This is a genomic window from Rhodococcus sp. WB9 (assembly GCF_007558985.1).
Taxonomy (GTDB): Bacteria; Actinomycetota; Actinomycetes; order Mycobacteriales; family Mycobacteriaceae; genus Rhodococcus_F; species Rhodococcus_F opacus.
In genome coordinates this window covers 3,181,908-3,200,472 of sequence record NZ_CP041769.1, presented here as the reverse complement: position 1 = coordinate 3,200,472, position 18,565 = coordinate 3,181,908, and the positions used below count along the sequence as shown (strand labels likewise).

The 18,565-nt window shown below is 67.1% G+C and carries 19 protein-coding genes; 8 read left to right on the top strand and 11 right to left on the bottom strand.

What is annotated here, in order from left to right; translation table 11 throughout:
* Positions 1-632: 632 nt before the first annotated feature.
* From FND50_RS14780 to ctaD, 3 genes are all read right to left on the bottom strand, one after another.
* Positions 633-1,412 (bottom strand): aminoacyl-tRNA hydrolase, encoded by a 780-nt coding sequence (locus tag FND50_RS14780; RefSeq protein WP_005259562.1) that lies wholly within the window; start codon positions 1,410-1,412, stop codon positions 633-635.
* Entirely contained in the window at positions 1,409-2,629 is a 1,221-nt protein-coding gene (gene serB / locus FND50_RS14775; protein ID WP_005240300.1) for a phosphoserine phosphatase SerB, read from the bottom strand. The genes FND50_RS14780 and serB overlap by 4 nt, the downstream gene beginning before the upstream one ends.
* A gap of 104 nt (positions 2,630-2,733) precedes the next feature.
* Positions 2,734-4,524: a cytochrome c oxidase subunit I gene (gene ctaD, locus FND50_RS14770; RefSeq protein ID WP_144286213.1), complete on the bottom strand. Its 1,791-nt coding sequence runs from the start codon at positions 4,522-4,524 to the stop codon at positions 2,734-2,736.
* A 301-nt stretch (positions 4,525-4,825) separates the two neighbouring features.
* Here ctaD and FND50_RS14765 point away from each other — a divergent pair, with 301 nt between their 5' ends.
* The 3 genes from FND50_RS14765 to FND50_RS14755 are packed head-to-tail and all read left to right on the top strand — an operon-like array spanning position 4,826 to position 7,418.
* A complete protein-coding gene (locus FND50_RS14765) occupies positions 4,826-5,833 on the top strand; it encodes an ABC transporter substrate-binding protein (RefSeq protein ID WP_144286212.1) in 1,008 nt (335 codons plus the stop codon).
* A 35-nt stretch (positions 5,834-5,868) separates the two neighbouring features.
* Positions 5,869-6,936, top strand: coding sequence for an iron-siderophore ABC transporter substrate-binding protein (locus FND50_RS14760; RefSeq protein ID WP_144286211.1), 1,068 nt, complete (start codon positions 5,869-5,871; stop codon positions 6,934-6,936).
* 8 nt (positions 6,937-6,944) lie between these two features.
* A complete protein-coding gene (locus FND50_RS14755) occupies positions 6,945-7,418 on the top strand; it encodes an NUDIX domain-containing protein (protein ID WP_144286210.1) in 474 nt (157 codons plus the stop codon).
* Between the two features lie 84 nt (positions 7,419-7,502).
* On the opposite strand, the gene nrdF is transcribed toward FND50_RS14755, so the two are convergent.
* From nrdF to FND50_RS14735, 4 genes are all read right to left on the bottom strand, one after another.
* Positions 7,503-8,468: a class 1b ribonucleoside-diphosphate reductase subunit beta gene (nrdF, locus tag FND50_RS14750; protein ID WP_005240291.1), complete on the bottom strand. Its 966-nt coding sequence runs from the start codon at positions 8,466-8,468 to the stop codon at positions 7,503-7,505.
* Between the two features lie 77 nt (positions 8,469-8,545).
* Positions 8,546-10,729: a class 1b ribonucleoside-diphosphate reductase subunit alpha gene (nrdE, locus tag FND50_RS14745; protein ID WP_397493952.1), complete on the bottom strand. Its 2,184-nt coding sequence runs from the start codon at positions 10,727-10,729 to the stop codon at positions 8,546-8,548.
* Positions 10,687-11,163, bottom strand: coding sequence for a class Ib ribonucleoside-diphosphate reductase assembly flavoprotein NrdI (gene nrdI, locus FND50_RS14740; protein WP_007296824.1), 477 nt, complete (start codon positions 11,161-11,163; stop codon positions 10,687-10,689). The genes nrdE and nrdI overlap by 43 nt, the downstream gene beginning before the upstream one ends.
* An 88-nt stretch (positions 11,164-11,251) precedes the next feature.
* Positions 11,252-11,485, bottom strand: coding sequence for a redoxin NrdH (locus FND50_RS14735; RefSeq protein WP_005240286.1), 234 nt, complete (start codon positions 11,483-11,485; stop codon positions 11,252-11,254).
* Positions 11,486-12,048: 563 nt separating this feature from the next.
* Between FND50_RS14735 and FND50_RS14730 the strand changes: the two genes are divergently transcribed.
* Complete coding sequence (locus FND50_RS14730; RefSeq protein WP_144286209.1) at positions 12,049-12,882, top strand: siderophore-interacting protein; 834 nt, start codon at positions 12,049-12,051, stop codon at positions 12,880-12,882.
* A 30-nt stretch (positions 12,883-12,912) separates the two neighbouring features.
* Here FND50_RS14730 and FND50_RS14725 read toward each other — a convergent pair whose 3' ends face one another.
* Positions 12,913-13,476 carry an NAD(P)H-dependent oxidoreductase gene (locus FND50_RS14725; protein WP_005240282.1) on the bottom strand — a complete coding sequence of 188 codons (564 nt, stop codon included), beginning with the start codon at positions 13,474-13,476 and terminating at the stop codon, positions 12,913-12,915.
* Between the two features lie 101 nt (positions 13,477-13,577).
* Here FND50_RS14725 and FND50_RS14720 point away from each other — a divergent pair, with 101 nt between their 5' ends.
* Both FND50_RS14720 and FND50_RS14715 read left to right on the top strand, forming a co-directional pair.
* The gene (locus FND50_RS14720; RefSeq protein ID WP_005240279.1) at positions 13,578-14,177 is read left to right on the top strand and encodes a TetR/AcrR family transcriptional regulator; all 600 of its coding nucleotides are present in this window, start codon (positions 13,578-13,580) and stop codon (positions 14,175-14,177) included.
* Between the two features lie 34 nt (positions 14,178-14,211).
* Positions 14,212-14,982 carry an META domain-containing protein gene (locus FND50_RS14715; RefSeq protein WP_144286208.1) on the top strand — a complete coding sequence of 257 codons (771 nt, stop codon included), beginning with the start codon at positions 14,212-14,214 and terminating at the stop codon, positions 14,980-14,982.
* Here the strand turns inward: FND50_RS14715 and FND50_RS14710 are convergent.
* Positions 14,979-15,530, bottom strand: coding sequence for a nucleosidase (locus FND50_RS14710; protein WP_043789679.1), 552 nt, complete (start codon positions 15,528-15,530; stop codon positions 14,979-14,981). The genes FND50_RS14715 and FND50_RS14710 overlap by 4 nt on opposite strands.
* A 50-nt stretch (positions 15,531-15,580) precedes the next feature.
* Between FND50_RS14710 and nadE the strand changes: the two genes are divergently transcribed.
* Positions 15,581-16,420 carry an ammonia-dependent NAD(+) synthetase gene (gene nadE, locus FND50_RS14700; RefSeq protein ID WP_144286207.1) on the top strand — a complete coding sequence of 280 codons (840 nt, stop codon included), beginning with the start codon at positions 15,581-15,583 and terminating at the stop codon, positions 16,418-16,420.
* 4 nt (positions 16,421-16,424) lie between these two features.
* Positions 16,425-17,210: an SDR family oxidoreductase gene (locus FND50_RS14695; protein WP_144286206.1), complete on the top strand. Its 786-nt coding sequence runs from the start codon at positions 16,425-16,427 to the stop codon at positions 17,208-17,210.
* Here the strand turns inward: FND50_RS14695 and FND50_RS14690 are convergent.
* Positions 17,207-17,464: a MoaD/ThiS family protein gene (locus tag FND50_RS14690; protein ID WP_144286205.1), complete on the bottom strand. Its 258-nt coding sequence runs from the start codon at positions 17,462-17,464 to the stop codon at positions 17,207-17,209. The genes FND50_RS14695 and FND50_RS14690 overlap by 4 nt on opposite strands.
* Complete coding sequence (moaA, locus tag FND50_RS14685; protein ID WP_144286204.1) at positions 17,457-18,512, bottom strand: GTP 3',8-cyclase MoaA; 1,056 nt, start codon at positions 18,510-18,512, stop codon at positions 17,457-17,459. The genes FND50_RS14690 and moaA overlap by 8 nt, the downstream gene beginning before the upstream one ends.
* Positions 18,513-18,565: the final 53 nt, after the last annotated feature.

The window sequence follows — 18,565 nt, the reverse complement described above, 5'->3', positions numbered from 1 at the left end:
TCAGCTGGATGAGCGGGCCGATGCCCAGCGCGTAGACGACGGTGCCCACCCCCACGGTGCCGCCGAGCAACCAGCCGGTGGCCAGCACCGTCACCTCGATCGACGTGCGGATCACCCGCACCGACAGCCCGGTGCGCGCGACCAGACCGGTCATGAGACCGTCCCTCGGGCCGGGACCCATCCCCGCACCGATGTACAGCACGGTGGCGAGCGCGTTGAGGACCACGCCACCGAGCATCACCACGATGCGCACGAGAAGGGAGTCGGCGGGTTCGAGGAACGCGAGCGAGGTGTCCACCGAGACGGCAATGACCACGACGTTGGCGATCGTCCCGAATCCCGGTTTCTGGCGGATCGGGATCCACAGCGCGAGCACCACGACACCGGTCAGCGCGGTCACCACACCGAAACTGAGTGGCGTGCGATCCGCGACCCCCTGATGGAACACATCCCAGGGGTCGAGACCGAGGCCGGCGGTGATCATCATGGCCATCGAGAAGCCGTACAGCCACAGTCCGGCGAAAAGAGCGATCAGGCGTCGAGCGAGCATGCCCGTCAGTGTTCCGGGAAATCCTGCCGCACCCCATAGCCACGACGCAGGCACTGGACTGTCGATGCGTCGGCCAGCAGGCTCAGGGGCAGGCGATCACGGTCATCGATCCGGGAGCCACTTCGGTGAAGCCGGCGTCGCGCACTGCGATCGCCCGGCCCCGCACCACCTCGATGGTCAGCTCTTCCCACAGTCCGACGTCGGCGTCCCGCACGGTGCAGCGGTAGCCGGTGGCCGCCCACGCGCGGGCCTGCTCGGTGGTCATCGCACCGGCGAGCAGCATCGACGCGTGGCCCACCTGGGCCGCGGCCTTCCCCACCGTCATGTCCAGAGCGGAGTTGATCCACAGCACCGGATCCCCGTCCGGGATCTCTCCGGGGTCGTCGTGGTCGAGATCGGTCCCGCCGATCTGCAACTTCCGGATGCGGGGATCGAGCGCGCCGACTGCGACGGGCACGAGTGCGCGGGCCTGCGCACCGTCGACGTCGACGGTGATCCCGTCGACCTCCTGCGCCGCACGCCACCCGGCTCCCCGTGCCCGCCGCGTCACCTTGCGGATCCGGGACCCGATCCAGGCGAGGTAATCCTCCTGCCACGGTCCGGGCGCGCCCGTCTCGTCGGGGCCGACGCGGGGGTCGAGGCACAACGCCACGGCCGCGGTGGCTGCAGCTTCGAGCAGAGCACTACGCGGCGGGGGGTCGGCCTTCGGAATGTGCAGCACGATCGGCATGGCGAGGACCTGTGCCGGGTCGTCCGGATCCGGCCGGCCGCCGTATCCGGCCGCGAGGACGGCGTGACGCGCCGCCCACAGGGTGTCGTCACCGGTCTCCCCGGTGACCGCACCGCGGCATGATTCCGTCACGACAGCGGGACTCGTCGCACCACGCCGTCCACCGCGTCGGCGGCCTCGACCTCGTCGCGGGTGACCCCGAGGATGAACAGCACGGCGTCGAGGAAGGGGTGCGACAGTGCGGTGTCCGCGACCTCGCGCAGAGCGGGCTTGGCGTTGAACGCGATTCCCAGCCCGGCGGCGTTGAGCATGTCGATGTCGTTGGCGCCGTCGCCGACCGCCACCGTCTGTTCCATCGGGACGCCGACCTGAGCGGCGAACTTGCGCAGTGCGGTCGCCTTCGCGGCCCGGTCGACGATGTCGCCGATCACCCGGCCGGTGAGCTTGCCGTCCACGATCTCGAGCGTGTTGGCCTGCACGAAGTCCAGTTCCAGTTCGTGGGCCAGGCCCTCGATGACCTGCCGGAAACCGCCGGAGACCACACCGCAGTGGAAGCCGAGCCTGCGCAGCGTCCGGATGGTGGTGCGGGCGCCCGGTGTCAGTTCCAAGTTTTCCGCGACGTCGTCGATCACGGACGCGTCGAGGCCGGCGAGGGTTGCGACCCGCTGGTGCAGGGATTCGGTGAAGTCGATCTCGCCGCGCATCGCCGATTCGGTGACGGCGCGCACCTCGTCCTCGACTCCCGCCCGCGCGGCGAGCATCTCGATGACCTCGCCCTGGACGAGGGTGGAGTCGACGTCGAACACGATGAGTCGTTTGGCCCGACGGGCCAGTCCCCCGCGTTCGACCGCGATGTCGACGTTCTCGCGCACGGCCACTTCTGCCAGTACGGTGCGCAGACTCTTGTCCGCCTCCGCCGTGCCGGGAGCGCTCACGAGGAGTTCGAGGCCCGTCACCGGGTAATCGGCGACGCCGCGGATCGAGTCGATGTTGACCCCGAGGGTTGCCATCTCCCGGGCCACCGAGCGCAGCGCGCGAGCGGACACCGGGCTACCGAGGACGACCACGGCGTGGGTGGACAGCGACTGCCTGCCGGGATCGGCACCGATCTCGACGTCCACCGACATCCCGACGGTGGCCATTGCCTCTTCGAGTTCCTCCTGCAGCGCTTCCCCGTTCTCGGGGCAGGCCACCAGGACACCGAGGGTCAGTCGCCCACGAATCACCACCTGCTCCACGTCGAGAAGGCTCACGTCGTGGCGGGAGAGCGACCCGAAGAGCACCGAGGTGACGCCGGGTCGGTCGGGGCCCGTCACGGTCACCAGGACAGTGGTGTCTGCTGCACCCACCGATGTACTCCGATCATGTTGCTCGCGCGGCTTGTCCGGCACCCATTGTGCCAACTGAAAGGCCCCGCCCGGTGTGGGGGCGGGGCCTTTCCGAAACTGATGTGTCAGCGGCCGGTGTCGGTTCCGGGGTCGCCTTCGTCGCCGACGGTCAGCGGTTCGTGGCGTTCCTTCTCGAGCACGGTGCTGGCGTGCTTGCCGCCGTGGCCCGGTCCGACGTGCGCCTCTGCCTTCATCCGCTCGACCATGTGCGGGTAGTGCAGCTCGAACGCGGGACGCTCGGAGCGGATGCGCGGCAGCTCGGTGAAGTTGTGCCGCGGCGGCGGGCAGCTGGTGGCCCACTCGAGCGAGTTGCCGAAGCCCCACGGGTCGTCGACGGTGACGACCTCGCCGTACCGGTAGCTCTTGAAGACGTTCCAGATGAACGGCAGCGTCGAGGCACCGAGGACGAACGCGAAGATCGTGGAGAACGAGTTCAGGAACGTGAAGCCGTCCGAGGGCAGGTAGTCGGCGTAGCGGCGGGGCATACCTTCGTTACCCAGCCAGTGCTGGACAAGGAAGGTGCCGTGGAAGCCGATGAACGTGGTCCAGAAGTGCCACTTGCCCAGGCGCTCGTCCATCATGCGGCCGGTCATCTTCGGGAACCAGAAGTAGATGCCGGCGTAGGTGGCGAACACGACGGTGCCGAAGACCACGTAGTGGAAGTGCGCGACCACGAAGTAGGAATCGGTGACCTGCCAGTCCAGCGGCGGGCTCGCGAGGATGACACCGGACAGACCACCGAAAAGGAACGTGACGAGGAAGCCGATGGAGAACAGCATCGGCGATTCGAAGGTCAGATGCCCCTTCCACATGGTGCCGATCCAGTTGAAGATCTTCACCCCCGTCGGGACGGCGATCAGGAACGTCATGAACGAGAAGTACGGCAGCAGCACGGCGCCGGTGGCGTACATGTGGTGCGCCCACACCGCGATGGAGAGGGCGGCGATCGCCAGGGTCGCGTAGATCAGGCCGGTGTACCCGAAGATCGGCTTGCGGGAGAAGACCGGGAAGATCTCCGAGACGATGCCGAAGAACGGCAGCGCGATGATGTACACCTCGGGGTGGCCGAAGAACCAGAACAGGTGCTGCCACAACATCACACCGCCGGTGGCCGGGTCGAAGATGTGTGCGCCGAGTTGCCGGTCGGCGAGCAGAGCGAGCAGCGCCGCGGTCAGCAGCGGGAACGCCAGCAGAATCAGGATGCTGGTGATGAAGATGTTCCACGTGAAGATCGGCATGCGGAACATGGTCATACCGGGGGCACGCAGGCAGATGACGGTGGTGATCATGTTGACACCACCGAGGATGGTGCCGAGGCCGGCGACCGCGAGGCCCATGACCCAGAGGTCGGCGCCGACGCCCGGGGAGTGCAGCGCACTCGTCAGGGGCGTGTAGGCGGTCCAGCCGAAGTCCGCGGCACCTCCGGGGGTGATGAAGCCGGCGGTCGTGATGATCGCGCCGAACACGTACAGCCAGTAGCTGAACGCGTTGAGTCGCGGGAACGCCACGTCGGGGGCGCCGATCTGCAGCGGCAGGATGTAGTTGGCGAACCCGAACACGATCGGCGTCGCGTACAGCAGCAGCATGATCGTGCCGTGCATCGTGAACAGCTGGTTGAACTGTTCGTTCGACAAGAACTGCATACCGGGCACAGCGAGCTCGGCGCGCATCATCAGGGCCATGAGACCACCGATGAGGAAGAACGCGATCGAGGTCGTCAAGTACATGATTCCGAGCACCTTGGGGTCGGTGGTCGTAATCATTTTGAAGATGAACGAGCCCTTGGGTCCCTGCCGCGGCGGGTAAGGCCTGGCTGCAGCTATCGCGGGGACTGGCTGGGGCGCTACGGCAGTCACTGATCCTCCTGAATGCGCGTCCGTCCCCGGGCTGCGAGGCGAACGGTCTCTGGCTTGCGCTCATCGAATCGTAGACCGTGCCCTGAGCGGCCTCCGACTGGGTCCTACCCACTGTCGTACTTACCCGGACTCAGAGCAAATTGTGGCGCACGCGACCTGCGGTTTGTCGCACCGGGGAGTGCTCACTGTCACGCGGTCCGGCGTGTCGCACGCGACCGGTCGACTCGGACCCCGGACGGTCCGACACGCCGAAACCCCGGTGCTAAGGTTTCGCTCACCTAACTTCAACCAGGAGCTCCATGTGAACGTTCTCTCCCTACGCCGGGTCGTCGCCGGCGCGGTCGCACTGGCCGCTGCAGCCACTTTCTCGATCACGTCCTGCTCCAGCAGCGACGACTCCGCCGCCGCGTCCAGCACCACCTCGTCGACCGGGCACTTCCCCCGCACCGTCGACCACTTCCGCGGCAGCACCGAGATCCCGGCCGCGCCGCAGCGCATCGTGGCACTCGACAACAGCTTCACCGACGCCGTCCTCCTCCTCGAGGCGCCGCTCGTCGGATACGTCGACTACCGCGAACCCGGCCTGCCCGACTACCTCGGCTCCTCGCGGGACGAGTTCGCGGCGGAAGTCGAATCGGTGGGCAAGGTCGGCAACGCGAGCCTCGAGCAGATCGCCGCGCTGCAACCCGACCTGATCATCTCCGCCGAAGTGCGCGACGCGAAGAACTACGAGCAACTGTCCGCGATCGCGCCGACCATCTTCACCGAGACGACCGGGCCCACGTGGAAGGACAACATCCGGCTCGTCGGCACGGCACTGGGCAAGGAGGAACTCGCGGAGCAGAAGATCGGCGCCTACGAGGAGCGGGCCGCCGCCGTCGGCGCGGAGATCAACGACACGGCGTCGAATCCGGTGATCTCCGTCGTCCGGTTCGCGGGCGAGCCGACGGCGCGCCTCTACCGCACGACCTCGTTCAGCGGGATCGTCCTCTCGGACGCCGGGCTCGCCCGTCCGCAGAGCCAGGGCCCCGATCCGGCCGATCCGGACAACATCATGCAAGCCATCAGCCCCGAGCTGATCAGTGAGGCCGAGGGCGACGCCATCTTCGTCAGCACCTGGCAGGACCCGGCCGGCAAGAGCGCCGAAGCGGCCAAGCCATTCCTGGAGAGCCCGCTGTGGCAGACGCTGAAGGGACGCAAGATCGACGTCGACGACGCCCGCTGGATGTCGCCGGTCAGCATCCAAGGCGCGCATCTCATCCTCGACGACCTGTCGGACACGTTCGGGGTGGACAAGCACAGCGGCTAACCTGAACGCGCCCGCACACACAGGAAGTCGCCGAATTGTCCCCTCGTAGGTTTTCCGCCCGCCGCGCGTCCACCGGTCTCGTCGCCGCCGTCGCTGCGCTCGCAGTCGCCGGCTGCTCTCAACCGTCCGACGACGATCCCGCGGCGTCCATCGTCCGGACCACCACGCAAATCGCCGGAGCCGGTGTGGTCGGCATCGAGAGGGACACCACGACCGCCTGCGCCGAGCCTGCCCCGGTCGACGCCGCACTCGCGGCCGGCTCGACGCACCGGGTGGTCCACACGAAGGGCGAGAGCGAGGTTCCGTCCGATCCGCAGCGGATCGTGGTACTCGACAGCACCGCGCTCGACGCGGTGTGCGCACTCGGTTTGTGGGAGAACGTGGTCGGCGCGGCGACCGTCGACGGGGACTCGCCGCAACCCGGATACCTCGGCACGGGCATCTCCGAGATCCCGAGCGTCGGATCCGTCGATGCCCCGGACGTGAACAAGATCGCGCAGGCGGACCCGGACCTGATCCTCGGATCGAGTCCGGCGTCCGACCAGCTGTACGGCGCGCTCTCCCCCATCGCGCCCACCGTGTTCGTCGGCTCCGACCCCGTGTACTGGAAGGCGCAGTTCCTCCTCGCCGGCAACGCCCTGGGCCGGGCCGACGCGGCGACGGCCGCACTGGAGCTGTACCAGCAGGACGCGAAGCAACTCGGCGTCGACATCGATGCCGCGCAGACGCAGGCCTCCGTCGTCCGCTTCGGCGCCGACAGCATGGAGGTCGAGGGTCCGGCCACGTTCGCCGGCCAGGTCCTCACCGACGCCGGTGTGCGGCGACCCGCATATCAGAACCTCGACGGCGCAGTCACCGAACCGATCTCCGAATCCGACATCGATCAGGCCGAGGGCGACCTCATCTACGCCGTCCTGGACGGCGAGGAGGGCACCGCGCACGCGGAGGACGTCATGTCCGGTGAGGCCTGGGAAGACCTCGAAGCGGCCTCCGACAAGCGGGTCTTCGCCGTGGAGGGTGACGTGTGGGGCGGAAACGGTGTCGTCGCCGCGCGCGCGATGCTCACCGACCTGCGGAACACGCTGAACGGTTACGTCGGCTAGGAGGCCCGGTGCCCGTCCCCGAGTTCGTCACCGCCCTGCGCGGCCACGTCGGCACTGCGCCGCTGTGGCTGTCCGGGGTGAGTGTCGTCGTGCGTGACGCCGACCGCCGGGTGCTGCTGACCCGGCGCGTCGACAACGGCAAATGGGCCGTCGTGTCCGGCATCCTCGAACCCGGGGAGGAACCCGGACCCGCCGCCCTGCGTGAGGTGCGCGAGGAAACCGGCGTCGACGCGGAACTGGTCCGGATCACGAGCGTCGACGTCACCGACCCGATCACCTACCCGAACGGCGACGTCGCGCAGTATCTCGACGTGTGCTTCCTCGCGCGGTACCTGAGCGGGGACGCTGCCGTGTCGGACGACGAGAACCACGACGTCGCCTGGTTCTCCCCCGACGCGCTGCCGCCGGACCTCACCTCGTCGTCGCGGCTGCGGCTCGACAAGGCGCTGCAGGACGAGCCCGAGGCGTGGTTCCGCCGCTGAACGCAGTTCGCCCAATGCCACACCGGTGCAGTCGAACTGAACCGGTGTGACATTGGGCGACAGCTCTGGAAGTCGCGAGCGGGCCTAGAAGTCCCAGTCCTCGTCTTCTGTGTTGACGGCCTTGCCGATGACGTAGGAGCTGCCCGAGCCGGAGAAGAAGTCGTGGTTCTCGTCCGCGTTGGGTGAGAGCGCCGACAGGATCGCCGGGTTGACGTCCGTCTCGTCCTTCGGGAACAGACCCTCGTAGCCGAGATTCATCAGCGCCTTGTTCGCGTTGTACCGCAGGAACTTCTTGACGTCCTCGGTGAGGCCCACCTCGTCGTAGAGGTCCTGGGTGTAGTCGACCTCGTTGTCGTAGAGCTCGAAGAGCAACTCGAACGTGTAGTTCTTGAGGTCGTCGCGCTCGGCCTCGGTGAGCTGCTCGAGCCCCTTCTGGTACTTGTAGCCGATGTAGTACCCGTGCACGGCCTCGTCGCGGATGATGAGGCGGATGAGGTCGGCGGTGTTGGTGAGCTTCGCCCGCGACGACCAGTACATCGGCAGATAGAAGCCCGAGTAGAACAGGAAGCTCTCGAGCAGGGTGGATGCCACCTTGCGCTTGAGCGGCTCGTCGCCCTGGTAGTAGTCCATGACGATCTCGGCCTTGCGCTGCAGGTTCGGGTTCTCCTCGGACCAGCGGAAGGCGTCGTCGATGTCGCGGGTGGAGCACAGTGTCGAGAAGATCGAGCTGTAGCTCTTGGCGTGCACCGACTCCATGAACGCGATGTTGGTGTACACCGCCTCTTCGTGCGGGGTGATGGCGTCGGGGATGAGGCTGACGGCGCCCACGGTGCCCTGAATGGTGTCGAGGAGCGTCAGCCCCGTGAACACCCGCATCGTGAGCTGCTTCTCTTGCGGCGTGAGCGTCCCCCACGACGGGATGTCGTTGGACACCGGCACCTTTTCGGGCAGCCAGAAGTTGCCGACGAGACGGTCCCACACCTCGGCGTCCTTCTCGTCCTGGACGCGGTTCCAGTTGATCGCGGATACGCGACTCACCAGCTTGACCATTGATTCCTCACTTCGTTCGGCTGTGAGTACTTGTCAACCGCCGGCGGTTGACAAGTACTCACGGGCGGCGGAGCCGCCTACAGCATGCAGGAAACGCAACCTTCGACCTCGGTACCCTCCAGAGCCATCTGACGCAGCCGGATGTAATACAGCGTCTTGATGCCCTTGCGCCACGCGTAGATCTGCGCCTTGTTGATGTCGCGGGTGGTGGCGGTGTCCTTGAAGAACAGCGTCAGCGACAGCCCCTGGTCGACGTGCTGCGTCGCCGCGGCATAGGTGTCGACGATCTTCTCGTACCCGATCTCGTAGGCATCCTGGTAGTACTCCAGGTTGTCGTTGGTCAGGTAGGGCGCCGGGTAGTAGACGCGGCCGATCTTGCCTTCCTTGCGGATCTCGATCTTCGACGCCACCGGGTGGATGGAGCTGGTGGAGTAGTTGATGTACGAGATCGACCCCGTCGGCGGGACGGCCTGCAGGTTCTGGTTGTAGATGCCGTACTTCTGCACGGACGCCTTCAGCTCGCGCCAGTCGTCCTGCGTCGGGATGTGCACACCGGACTCGGCGAACAGCTGCCGCACCCGCTCCGTCGTCGGCTCCCACACCTGATCGGTGTACTTGTCGAAGTACTCGCCGGACGCGTACTTGGACTGCGGGAAGCCCTTGAAGTGGGTGCCCCGCTCGATGGCGATCCGGTTGGACGCCCGCACCGCGTGGAACACGACGGTGTAGAAGTAGATGTTCGTGAAGTCGATGCCCTCGTCGGAGCCGTAGAAGATCCGCTCACGGGCCAGGTACCCGTGCAGGTTCATCTGGCCGAGGCCGATGGCGTGGGAGTCGTTGTTGCCCTGCTCGATCGACGGCACCGAGTAGATGTGCGTCTGATCGGACACCGCGGTGAGGGCGCGGATCGACACCTCGATGGTGCGTGCGAAGTCGGGCGAGTCCATGGTCTTCGCGATGTTCAGCGAGCCGAGGTTGCAGGAGATGTCCTTGCCGACCTCGCTGTACGAGAGGTCGTCGTTGAACAGTGACGGCGTCGAGACCTGCAGGATCTCCGAGCACAGGTTGGAGTGGGTGATCTTGCCCTCGATGGGGTTGGCCCGGTTCACCGTGTCCTCGAACATGATGTACGGGTAGCCCGACTCGAACTGCAGCTCGGCGATGGTCTGGAAGAACTCGCGCGCCTTGATCTTCGACTTGCGGATCCGCTTGTCGTCGACCATCTCGTAGTACTTCTCGGTGACGTTGACGTCCGCGAACGGGACACCGTAGATGCGCTCGACGTCGTACGGCGAGAACAGGTACATGTCCTCGTTCTTCTTCGCCAGCTCGAACGTGATGTCCGGGATGACCACACCCAGCGACAGCGTCTTGATGCGGATCTTCTCGTCGGCGTTCTCCCGCTTGGTGTCGAGGAAGCGGTAGATGTCCGGGTGGTGCGCGTGCAGGTACACCGCGCCTGCGCCCTGACGCGCGCCGAGCTGGTTGGCGTACGAGAAGGAGTCCTCGAGCAGCTTCATGATCGGGATGACACCGGAGCTCTGGTTCTCGATCTTCTTGATCGGGGCACCGTGCTCGCGAACATTGCTGAGCAGCAACGCAACTCCGCCGCCGCGCTTGGACAGCTGCAGCGCCGAGTTGATGGAGCGGCCGATGGACTCCATGTTGTCCTCGATGCGCAGCAGGAAGCAGGACACGGGCTCGCCGCGCTGCTTCTTGCCGGAGTTGAGGAACGTGGGGGTGGCGGGCTGGAACCGGCCGGCGATGATTTCGTCGACGAGCTTGGTCGCCAGTTCCTCGTCGCCGGCGGCGAGCGTGAGGGCGACCATGCAGACGCGGTCCTCGAATCGCTCCAGGTAACGCTTGCCGTCGAACGTCTTCAGCGTGTACGAGGTGTAGTACTTGAACGCGCCCAGGAACGTCGGGAAGCGGAACTTCTTCGAGTAGGCGTGCTCGATCAGCGACTTCACGAACGCGCGCGAGTACTGGTCGAGGACCTCGGGCTCGTAGTAGTTCTCCTCCACGAGGTAGTCGAGCTTCTCGTCCAGGTTGTGGAAGAAGACGGTGTTCTGGTTGACGTGCTGCAGGAAGTACTGGCGGGCGGCGGCGACGTCCTTGTCGAACTGGATCTCGCCGTTGGGGCCGTACAGGTTGAGCATTGCGTTGAGTGCGTGGTAATCGAGACCGTTCGTCGAGTCTCCACCGCGCGCGTCGCGCTCTACGCTCCCCGCGTCGATGGTGTCTGTGATGGTCGGCGCCACTTCTCGTGCTCCTCGTCGTCTAAGTGATCCCAGAATTCACCCAGACCGGCCCTGACCCGCTCGACGTCCTCGGCTGTGCCCATGAGTTCGAAGCGGTAGAGGTAGGGAACGTGGCATTTCTGAGAAATGATGTTTCCTGCAAAGCAATAGGACTCACCGAAATTGGTGTTTCCTGCCGCGATCACTGCTCGGATCAGCGACCTGTTGTGTGTGTTGTTGAGAAATCGGATGACCGGCTTCGGGACGTAACTGGTGTCGCGGCCCGTGGCCGTCGTTCCCCCGCCGTACGTGGGGACGATCAGCACGTAGGGTTCGCGAACCTCGAAGGTGCCCTCGCGGTCGTGAATGGGTATGCGCGTCGCAGGCAGCCCGAGCCGCTGGACGAATCGGTGCGTGTTCTCCGAGGCGCTGGAGAAGTACACCAGCGATGTCATCGGTTTCCACCATCCGGACTAGTACTACCGTTTACTGCCGCCCGGGAATCGGATCGAATTCCGCCTCGGGCGGTGCGATCGCCTCGCTTCAAGCAGCGTTTGCCGAGAGGGTCTTGATGCGGTCGGGGCGGAAGCCCGACCAGTGCTCGTCACCGGCCACGATCACGGGCGCCTGCAGGTATCCCAGTGCCATGACGTAGTCCCGGGCCTCGGGGTCTTCGGTGATGTCGACGACGGAGTACTCGATACCCGCCTTGTCGAGGGCCCGGTAGGTGGCATTGCACTGAACGCAAGCGGGCTTGGTGTAGACGGTGATGCTCATGAAGTCCCTCTTTCCACTGCCGAATGGAGCTGACGAAGTGTGTGTTCAGCGCACTGAGACTTCCCCTGATCGAGATGGCGGTGACCCCCGATGGAGATGCTCACCGAGTCTGTTCTCGTTGTGGTCTCTCAGTGCTCAAGACACTACACCTAGTGGCCGACAGAAACACTTAACCCGAGATGTTGTGAGTCACATTGATGAAATTCCCAGGTCGTCATCCCGCGGACCATAAATTTCGTGCTCGCTCCGGCGTGTCACACATCACATTTTCGGCGTGACGCGGAACACCCCTCGCATCGCGCTCGTGCACTGGAGGCTCCGGGAGCTTACGTCACCTCCGAGGACACGCCCGCATCCGCGGCGCAGGCCCCGGGAGAGCACCGTCCGGACCGGCCGAAGAGGACTCCGCCGGACCACGGCGGCGCCCTCCGAGCGGCGTACTCGTCACCCCCGGAGGCGCCGCTTCCCGGCCGCCTGCGGCCGGGCACACCGGGGCGTCGCGTACGACGCGCCCCCACGCTTGCCGACCGGTAACTGCCGGGCCGTCCCGCTACCGTGAGCGCATGTCCGACGACTCCCTGGACCACCTCGACTGGTCGGCACCCGTGGCGCGCACGCGGCGGGTGACGCCGAACATGCAGAGGATCACCCTCGCGGGCGGAGATCTCCGTCGATTCGAGTCCAGCGGAAGGCCGGACGAGCGCCTGCTCCTCGCCTTCCCGCCCGACGGCGAAGAGAAGCGCAGCTACACCGTGCGTCGCTGGGACCCGGACGCACAGGAGATGGACATCGATTTCGCCGTCCATGCGGGCGGGACCGCAGCACACTGGGCCGCGGGCGCGCGCCCGGGCGAGACGCTCGGGTTCTCGACCGCATCGGGGTGGTACGCGCCGCCCGCCGACACCGAGTGGCAGCTCCTCGTCGCCGACATGACGGCGCTGCCCGCGGTGGGCCGGATCGTCGAGGAGCTACCCGGCTCGGCGCGGGTACACGTGATCGCGGAGGTCACCACCCCCGAGGACCGGCAGCAGTTCGCCACCGATGCCGCGCTGACCGTGACGTGGCTGGACGGGAGCGGAAACGGCGCCGGCGACAGCCTGCTCGCCGAGGCGGCCCGCGACTGGCCGCGACCGGATGCACCGGGATACGTGTGGTTCGCGGGCGAGGCAAGGGTGTCGCGGGCGGTGCGACGCTGGTTGCGCCACGACCTGCGCTGGCATGCGGACCGCTACGACGTCATCGGTTACTGGCGCGACAACAAGGAGGAGTGGGTCGCGAGGTACGAGACGGTGCGCGAACAGATAGAAGCCGCCAGGGACTCTGCCCTGGCGGCCGGTGAAGACTTCGACTCGGTGCGCGACGCCGTCGACGCAGCCCTGGATCGGACCGGGCTGTAGCGACGGCGGCGCCGCGCGCGAGCGGAATCGTCAGGCGTCGACGAGCTGCTTCGTGGCGTCGACGAGGCTGGCGACGACGTCGGCAACCTGCTGCGCGACCTCCGCGTTCTCGCGCGGGTGCCGGTCGCCGAACTTGTCGATCGTGCCGCCGATGGCGAGGGTGACGTCCTCGAGGACCTTGCCACCTGCGATGCGGACGGCCTTGCGGGTGTCCTCGTGCGCCCACTGGGCACCGTTGCCGCTGGGCGAGGCGCTGATGACGGCGACGGGCTTGTCCTTCACGGCACCGGTGCCGTACGGCCGGGAGATCCAGTCGATGGCGTTCTTGAGGACGGCGGGGATGGTGCCGTTGTACTCGGGCGTGAGGAGCAGGAGCGCGTCGGCCCGGCCGGCGGCGTCGCGCAGCGCCTCGACGGCGGGGATGGAACCGGCGACGTCGATGTCCTCGTTGTAGAAGGGAACGTCTCCGAGGCCGTCGAACACGGTCACCTCGGCACCCTCGGGCGCCACGGCGATCGCGGTCTCGGCGAGCTGACGGTTGACCGAGGCGGCGCGCAGGCTGCCGACGAGAACGAGAACGTTGGTCTGTGACATGTCAATAATCCTTCGATGGTGCGTAGGGCGACTCGTGAACATGTATAGCAACTAAACGGACCGCGGTCCACTTATGTTCCCGTCACGGTAGGATGCGAGGCGTGACCAGTCCCCTCCTGCCCCAGATCGGGGTCGATCCCCCCGAACGCGGAGACGCCGCACGTAATCGGCGTCTTCTGCTCGACGCGGCCGCGCTGCTGGTCGCGGAGCGCGGCGTCGACGCCGTCACGATGGACGCGGTCGCCTGCAAGGCCGGTGTGGGCAAGGGCACAGTGTTCCGCCGGTTCGGCAGCCGGTCGGGCCTCATGCACGCACTCCTCGACCACACCGAACGGGAACTCCAGCAGTCCTTCATGTTCGGTCCACCGCCGCTCGGTCCGGGCGCCGACCCGATCGACCGGCTGATCGCCTTCGGGCACGCCCGCATCGCGATCGTCGAGGTACAGGGTGAGGTCCAGCGCGCGGCCGAGAATTCCCTCGAGTTCCGTTTCGCCGCACCCGCCCGGGCGGTGTCCGTGCGCCACGTCGTGTCCCTGCTCCGCGCGGCCGGGGTGCACGGCGACCACGAACTGCTCGCCTGTTCCCTGCTCGCACCGCTCGAGGCCACGCTGGTACTGCACGAACTGCGCGACCTCGGGATGTCCGTGGAACGTCTCGGCGACGCGTGGGAGGACCTGATCCGGCGCGTCACCCGATGTTGATCCCGAATCCGGACAAGTTGTCTAACCTCGGGGAATGCGCACCACCGCCACCGTTCTCGGCCTCCTGACGTTCGCCTCGCTCACCGCCTGCGACGGGGACGCGCAGACCACGCCGCCGGATCCCGCGGGCCGCACCTACATCTCCACCTCCGTCGAGGGCGATCCCATTCCCGGCGGTGGGCCGCTCGTGCTCGGCTTCACCGACCCCGGACGCCTCTCCGTCGAGGCCGGATGCAATCAGGGCAGCGCCGACGTCGACCTGTCCGGCGGGAAGGTCGTGGCAGGTCCGCTCGCGATGACGCTGATGGCGTGTCCGGGAGAGGCCGCCGGCGCGGACGCCTGGGTGGCGGCGCTGCTCGACGCGCAGCCGAACTGGACCCTCGGCGGCGACACGCTGACCCTCACCACGCCCACCGGTTCGGTGACGCTGACGGACGAGAAGGTCGTCCGGCCGGATCGGCCCGTCGTCGGGACCACCTGGACGGTCACCGCGCTGATCAGCCCGGACGCGGTCACGACGACGGCGGCACTGGAGAGAACGGCACCCCAGTTGTTGATCGCCGGCGACGGTTCGGCGTCCGGCTTCACCGGCTGCAACCGCATGACCGGGACCGCGGACGTGCAGCAGAGTTCGATCTTGTTCAGCCCCTGGGCCACCACCCGGATGGCGTGCCCCCCGGACGTCTCGGAGGTCGAGCGTGCCGTACTCGCGGCGTTGACCGGGGATACCGGTTACAGCGTCCATTCGGACTCGCTGCGGCTGGTCAACAGCGACGGAATCGGGCTGACACTGCGGGCGAGCTAGAGAGCCGCGAGCCAGCGCCCGAGTTCCCGGGCGCTCGCATCGATCCGGGCGGGCCAGTCCAGTGCCGAGTCGTCGGCCGTGTCGCTGACGTGCTTGACCAGCCGGCACCGGGCGCCGCCGCGAGCGCTGGCATAGGCGACCGCGAAACCCTCCATGTCGACGAGGTCGGCTCGGCGGGCGAGCACGTCGCGCACACCGGCGTCGGACACGAACAGGTCGCCGGTCGCGAGCACGGAGCCGTCACCGTCCGGCAGGGCGAGGAGATCGGCCACCTCGTGCCCGAGCGCCCGGATGGCGTCGCCACTGATGTCGTGGTTGAGCACGGTCGACGGCGTGAACAGGCCGCTGTGGTGCTCGTGCAACGCACCGGCGGTGCCGATGTTGACGACGAGCGGTTTGTCCGTTCGCGGGTAGTCGGCGAGTGCGGACGCCACGGCCACGGCGGCGCTCACCTTGCCGATCCCGGTGATCAGGACCTCGAACTCGGACGGGACGTGCACCGCCTCCGCCTTGGTCGCGCTGACCACCAGAACGCCCGATCTCCTCATGCGCGGAACCGTACCCTGCACTCGTCAGGGGCACTCGCTAGAGTTCTGTCATGGCGAATCTACGTGCGCAGATCCTCGAGGAACTCGGTGCCCAGCCCACCATCGATGCGGCTGACGAGATCCGCAAACGTGTTCAGTTCCTGAAGGACTACCTGCTGTCGACCCCGGCCAGGGGATTCGTCCTCGGCATCAGCGGCGGTCAGGACAGCACCCTCACCGGACGCCTCGCCCAGCTCGCGGCGAGCGAATTGCGCGACGAGGGCCACGACGCCGAGTTCGTCGCCGTGCGGCTGCCCTACGGCACCCAGGCCGACGAGTCCGACGCGCAGATCGCCCTCGACTTCATCAAGCCCGACCGGTCGGTGGTCGTCAACGTGAAGCCCGGCGCGGACGCCACCGCGAAGGAGTCGTCCGAGGCGCTGCGCGACATCATCGGCGACGGCGGCGAACTCCGCGACTTCGTCCGCGGAAACATCAAGGCCCGCGAACGCATGGTGATCCAGTACTCGATCGCCGGCCAGCTCGGATACCTCGTGGTCGGCACCGACCATGCCGCCGAGGCGATCACCGGCTTCTTCACCAAGTTCGGCGACGGCGGCGTGGACGTCACCCCGTTGACCGGGTTGTCCAAGCGTCAGGGCGCCGAACTCCTGCGCGAACTCGGCGCACCGGAGAGCACGTGGAAGAAGGTCCCCACCGCCGACCTCGAGGACGATCGCCCCGCCCTCCCCGACGAGGAAGCGCTCGGCGTCACGTACGCACAGATCGACGACTACCTCGAGGGCAAGGACGTGCCGGACGCCGTCGCCGAGAAGCTCGAGACCATGTTCCTGAATACCCGCCACAAGCGCACGGTCCCGGTGACCCCGCTCGACACGTGGTGGCGGTGACCCGATGGTCCAGGCGCTGGTCGCGGGCGGTACCGGCACTGCAGGCCGGCAAGTGGTCAAGGAGTTCCTCGCGCGTGGTCACTCCGTCCGGGTCCTGACCCGGCACGGCGGCGCGCCGGGCAGCGAGATCGCCCATTTCCACGGTGATCTCGTCACCGGTGACGGCCTCGCGGAGGCCCTCGACGGTGTCGACGTCGTGGTTGACACCACCGACGGCAAGACCCGCGGAACCCGGGCCGTGCTCGAGAAGGGGGCCGAGAACCTCCTCGCCACCGCGGACGGCGCGGGAGTCGGACGCGCCGTCCTGCTCTCCATCGTCAACGTCGACCGAAGCGAATTCCCTTACTACCGGGCGAAGCGGAAGCAGGAACGGGTCTACGAGAGTGCCGCGATGGAGACGTCGATCGTCCGGGCGACCCAGTTCCACGACTTCATTCCCAGGATCGCGAAGCCGGCGAGCCGGACCGGGTTGATCCCCGCCTTCTCCAAGACGAGCTTCCAGACCATCGACACCAGAGACGTCGCGACCGCGCTGGTCGACGCCGCCCTGGCCGCCGAACCGGCGCCGGAGGAGCCGATCACGATCGGTGGCCCGGAGGTTCGCACCGCCCGCGATCTGACGGCGGCGTGGAAGAAGGCCACCGGGACGCACGGGTTCGTCGTGAACGTGCCTCTTCCCGGCGCGATGGGTCAGTTCTTTCGGGACGGGTCGAACCTGGTGCCCGACAATCGGTTCGGAACGATCACCTTCGACCGGTGGCTGTCCGACGCCGCCCGCGCGCAGGCCTAGCCACCGGCGAACGGCGGCAGCACATCCACCTGGGCGCCTGCCGTCCGGGTGAGATCGCGCGTCAGTTCGGAATCGACGAGAAACGCCGAGACCGACAGCACCTGCTGCATGTCGGGACCGTACTTGGCGAGGAGAAGTTCTTTCACCTGGGCGAGGTCTGCGCTCGCGGGGAGATCGAGAGTCTCCTTGGTGCACCCCGCGGCGTCGGCGGCGGCGGCGAAATACCGAACCGAGATACCCGTCACGTCAACCACCGATTGCTCCCATACTGCGTTCCGGCGGAGCGAAACCGTCCGCGTTGATTCCGTGCCCTGCCCACTTGTTCCACATCGCGCCGCGCCACAACTGCGCCAGCTCCTCGTCGTCCGCACCCGACCGCAGCGCCGCCCGCAGGTCGATCTCCTGATCGCTGAACAGGCACGACCGTACCGTTCCCTCGGCCGTGAGCCTGGTGCGATCGCAGTCGGCGCAGAACGACCGGGTGACGGACGCAATGATCCCGACCGTGGCCGGACCACCGTCGACGAGCCACTCCTCGGCCGGTGCCGACGGGTCGTCCCGGCCGTGTTCGGTGAGCGTGAACCGCTCGCCGAGGACGGCCAGTAACCGGTCGGCGGTGACCATGTTCTCGCGTGCCCACTCGTGATCGGCGTCGAGCGGCATCTCCTCGATGAACCGTAGCGTGACGCCCTCGCGCAGGCACCATTCCAGGAGATCGGCCGCGCCGCTGAGCGTTTCGGGCATCAGCACCGCATTGATCTTCATCGGCGCCAGTCCGGCTCTGGCGGCGGCTCGGATACCGGCCATCACCGACGGCAGTCGGTCCCGCCTCGTCAGCCGCGCGAAGTGCTCGCGATCGACCGAATCGAGGGAGACATTGACCCGTGTCAGACCGGCACGCGCGAGCCCGGCCGCGCGGTGCTCGAGTCCGACCGCGTTGGTGGTCATCGCCAGCGGGATACCTGGCACGCGCGCGGCGCATCCGGCGATCATCTGCTCGAGGTCCACCCGCATCAGCGGTTCGCCCCCGGTGAACCGGACCTCGCGCACGCCGAGGCGGTGGACGGCGATGTCGACGAGCCGGACGATCTCGTTCGCGGTGAGCAGGTTCTGCGCCGGAATCGCGGGCAGGCCCTCCTCGGGCATGCAGTACGTGCAGCGCAGCGAACACTTCTCGGTGATGGACACCCGCAGGTCCCGCGCGACGCGGCCGAACCGGTCGACCAGATGGTCGACGTCCGGTCTGCCGACGAGCGAGACCGACGACCGGACGGACGGGATACCCATCTCCACTGTCGTCATCGAATTGCCTTTCCCTGCATCTGTCCAGTATGCCGCTAGGGGGTGATCACTGT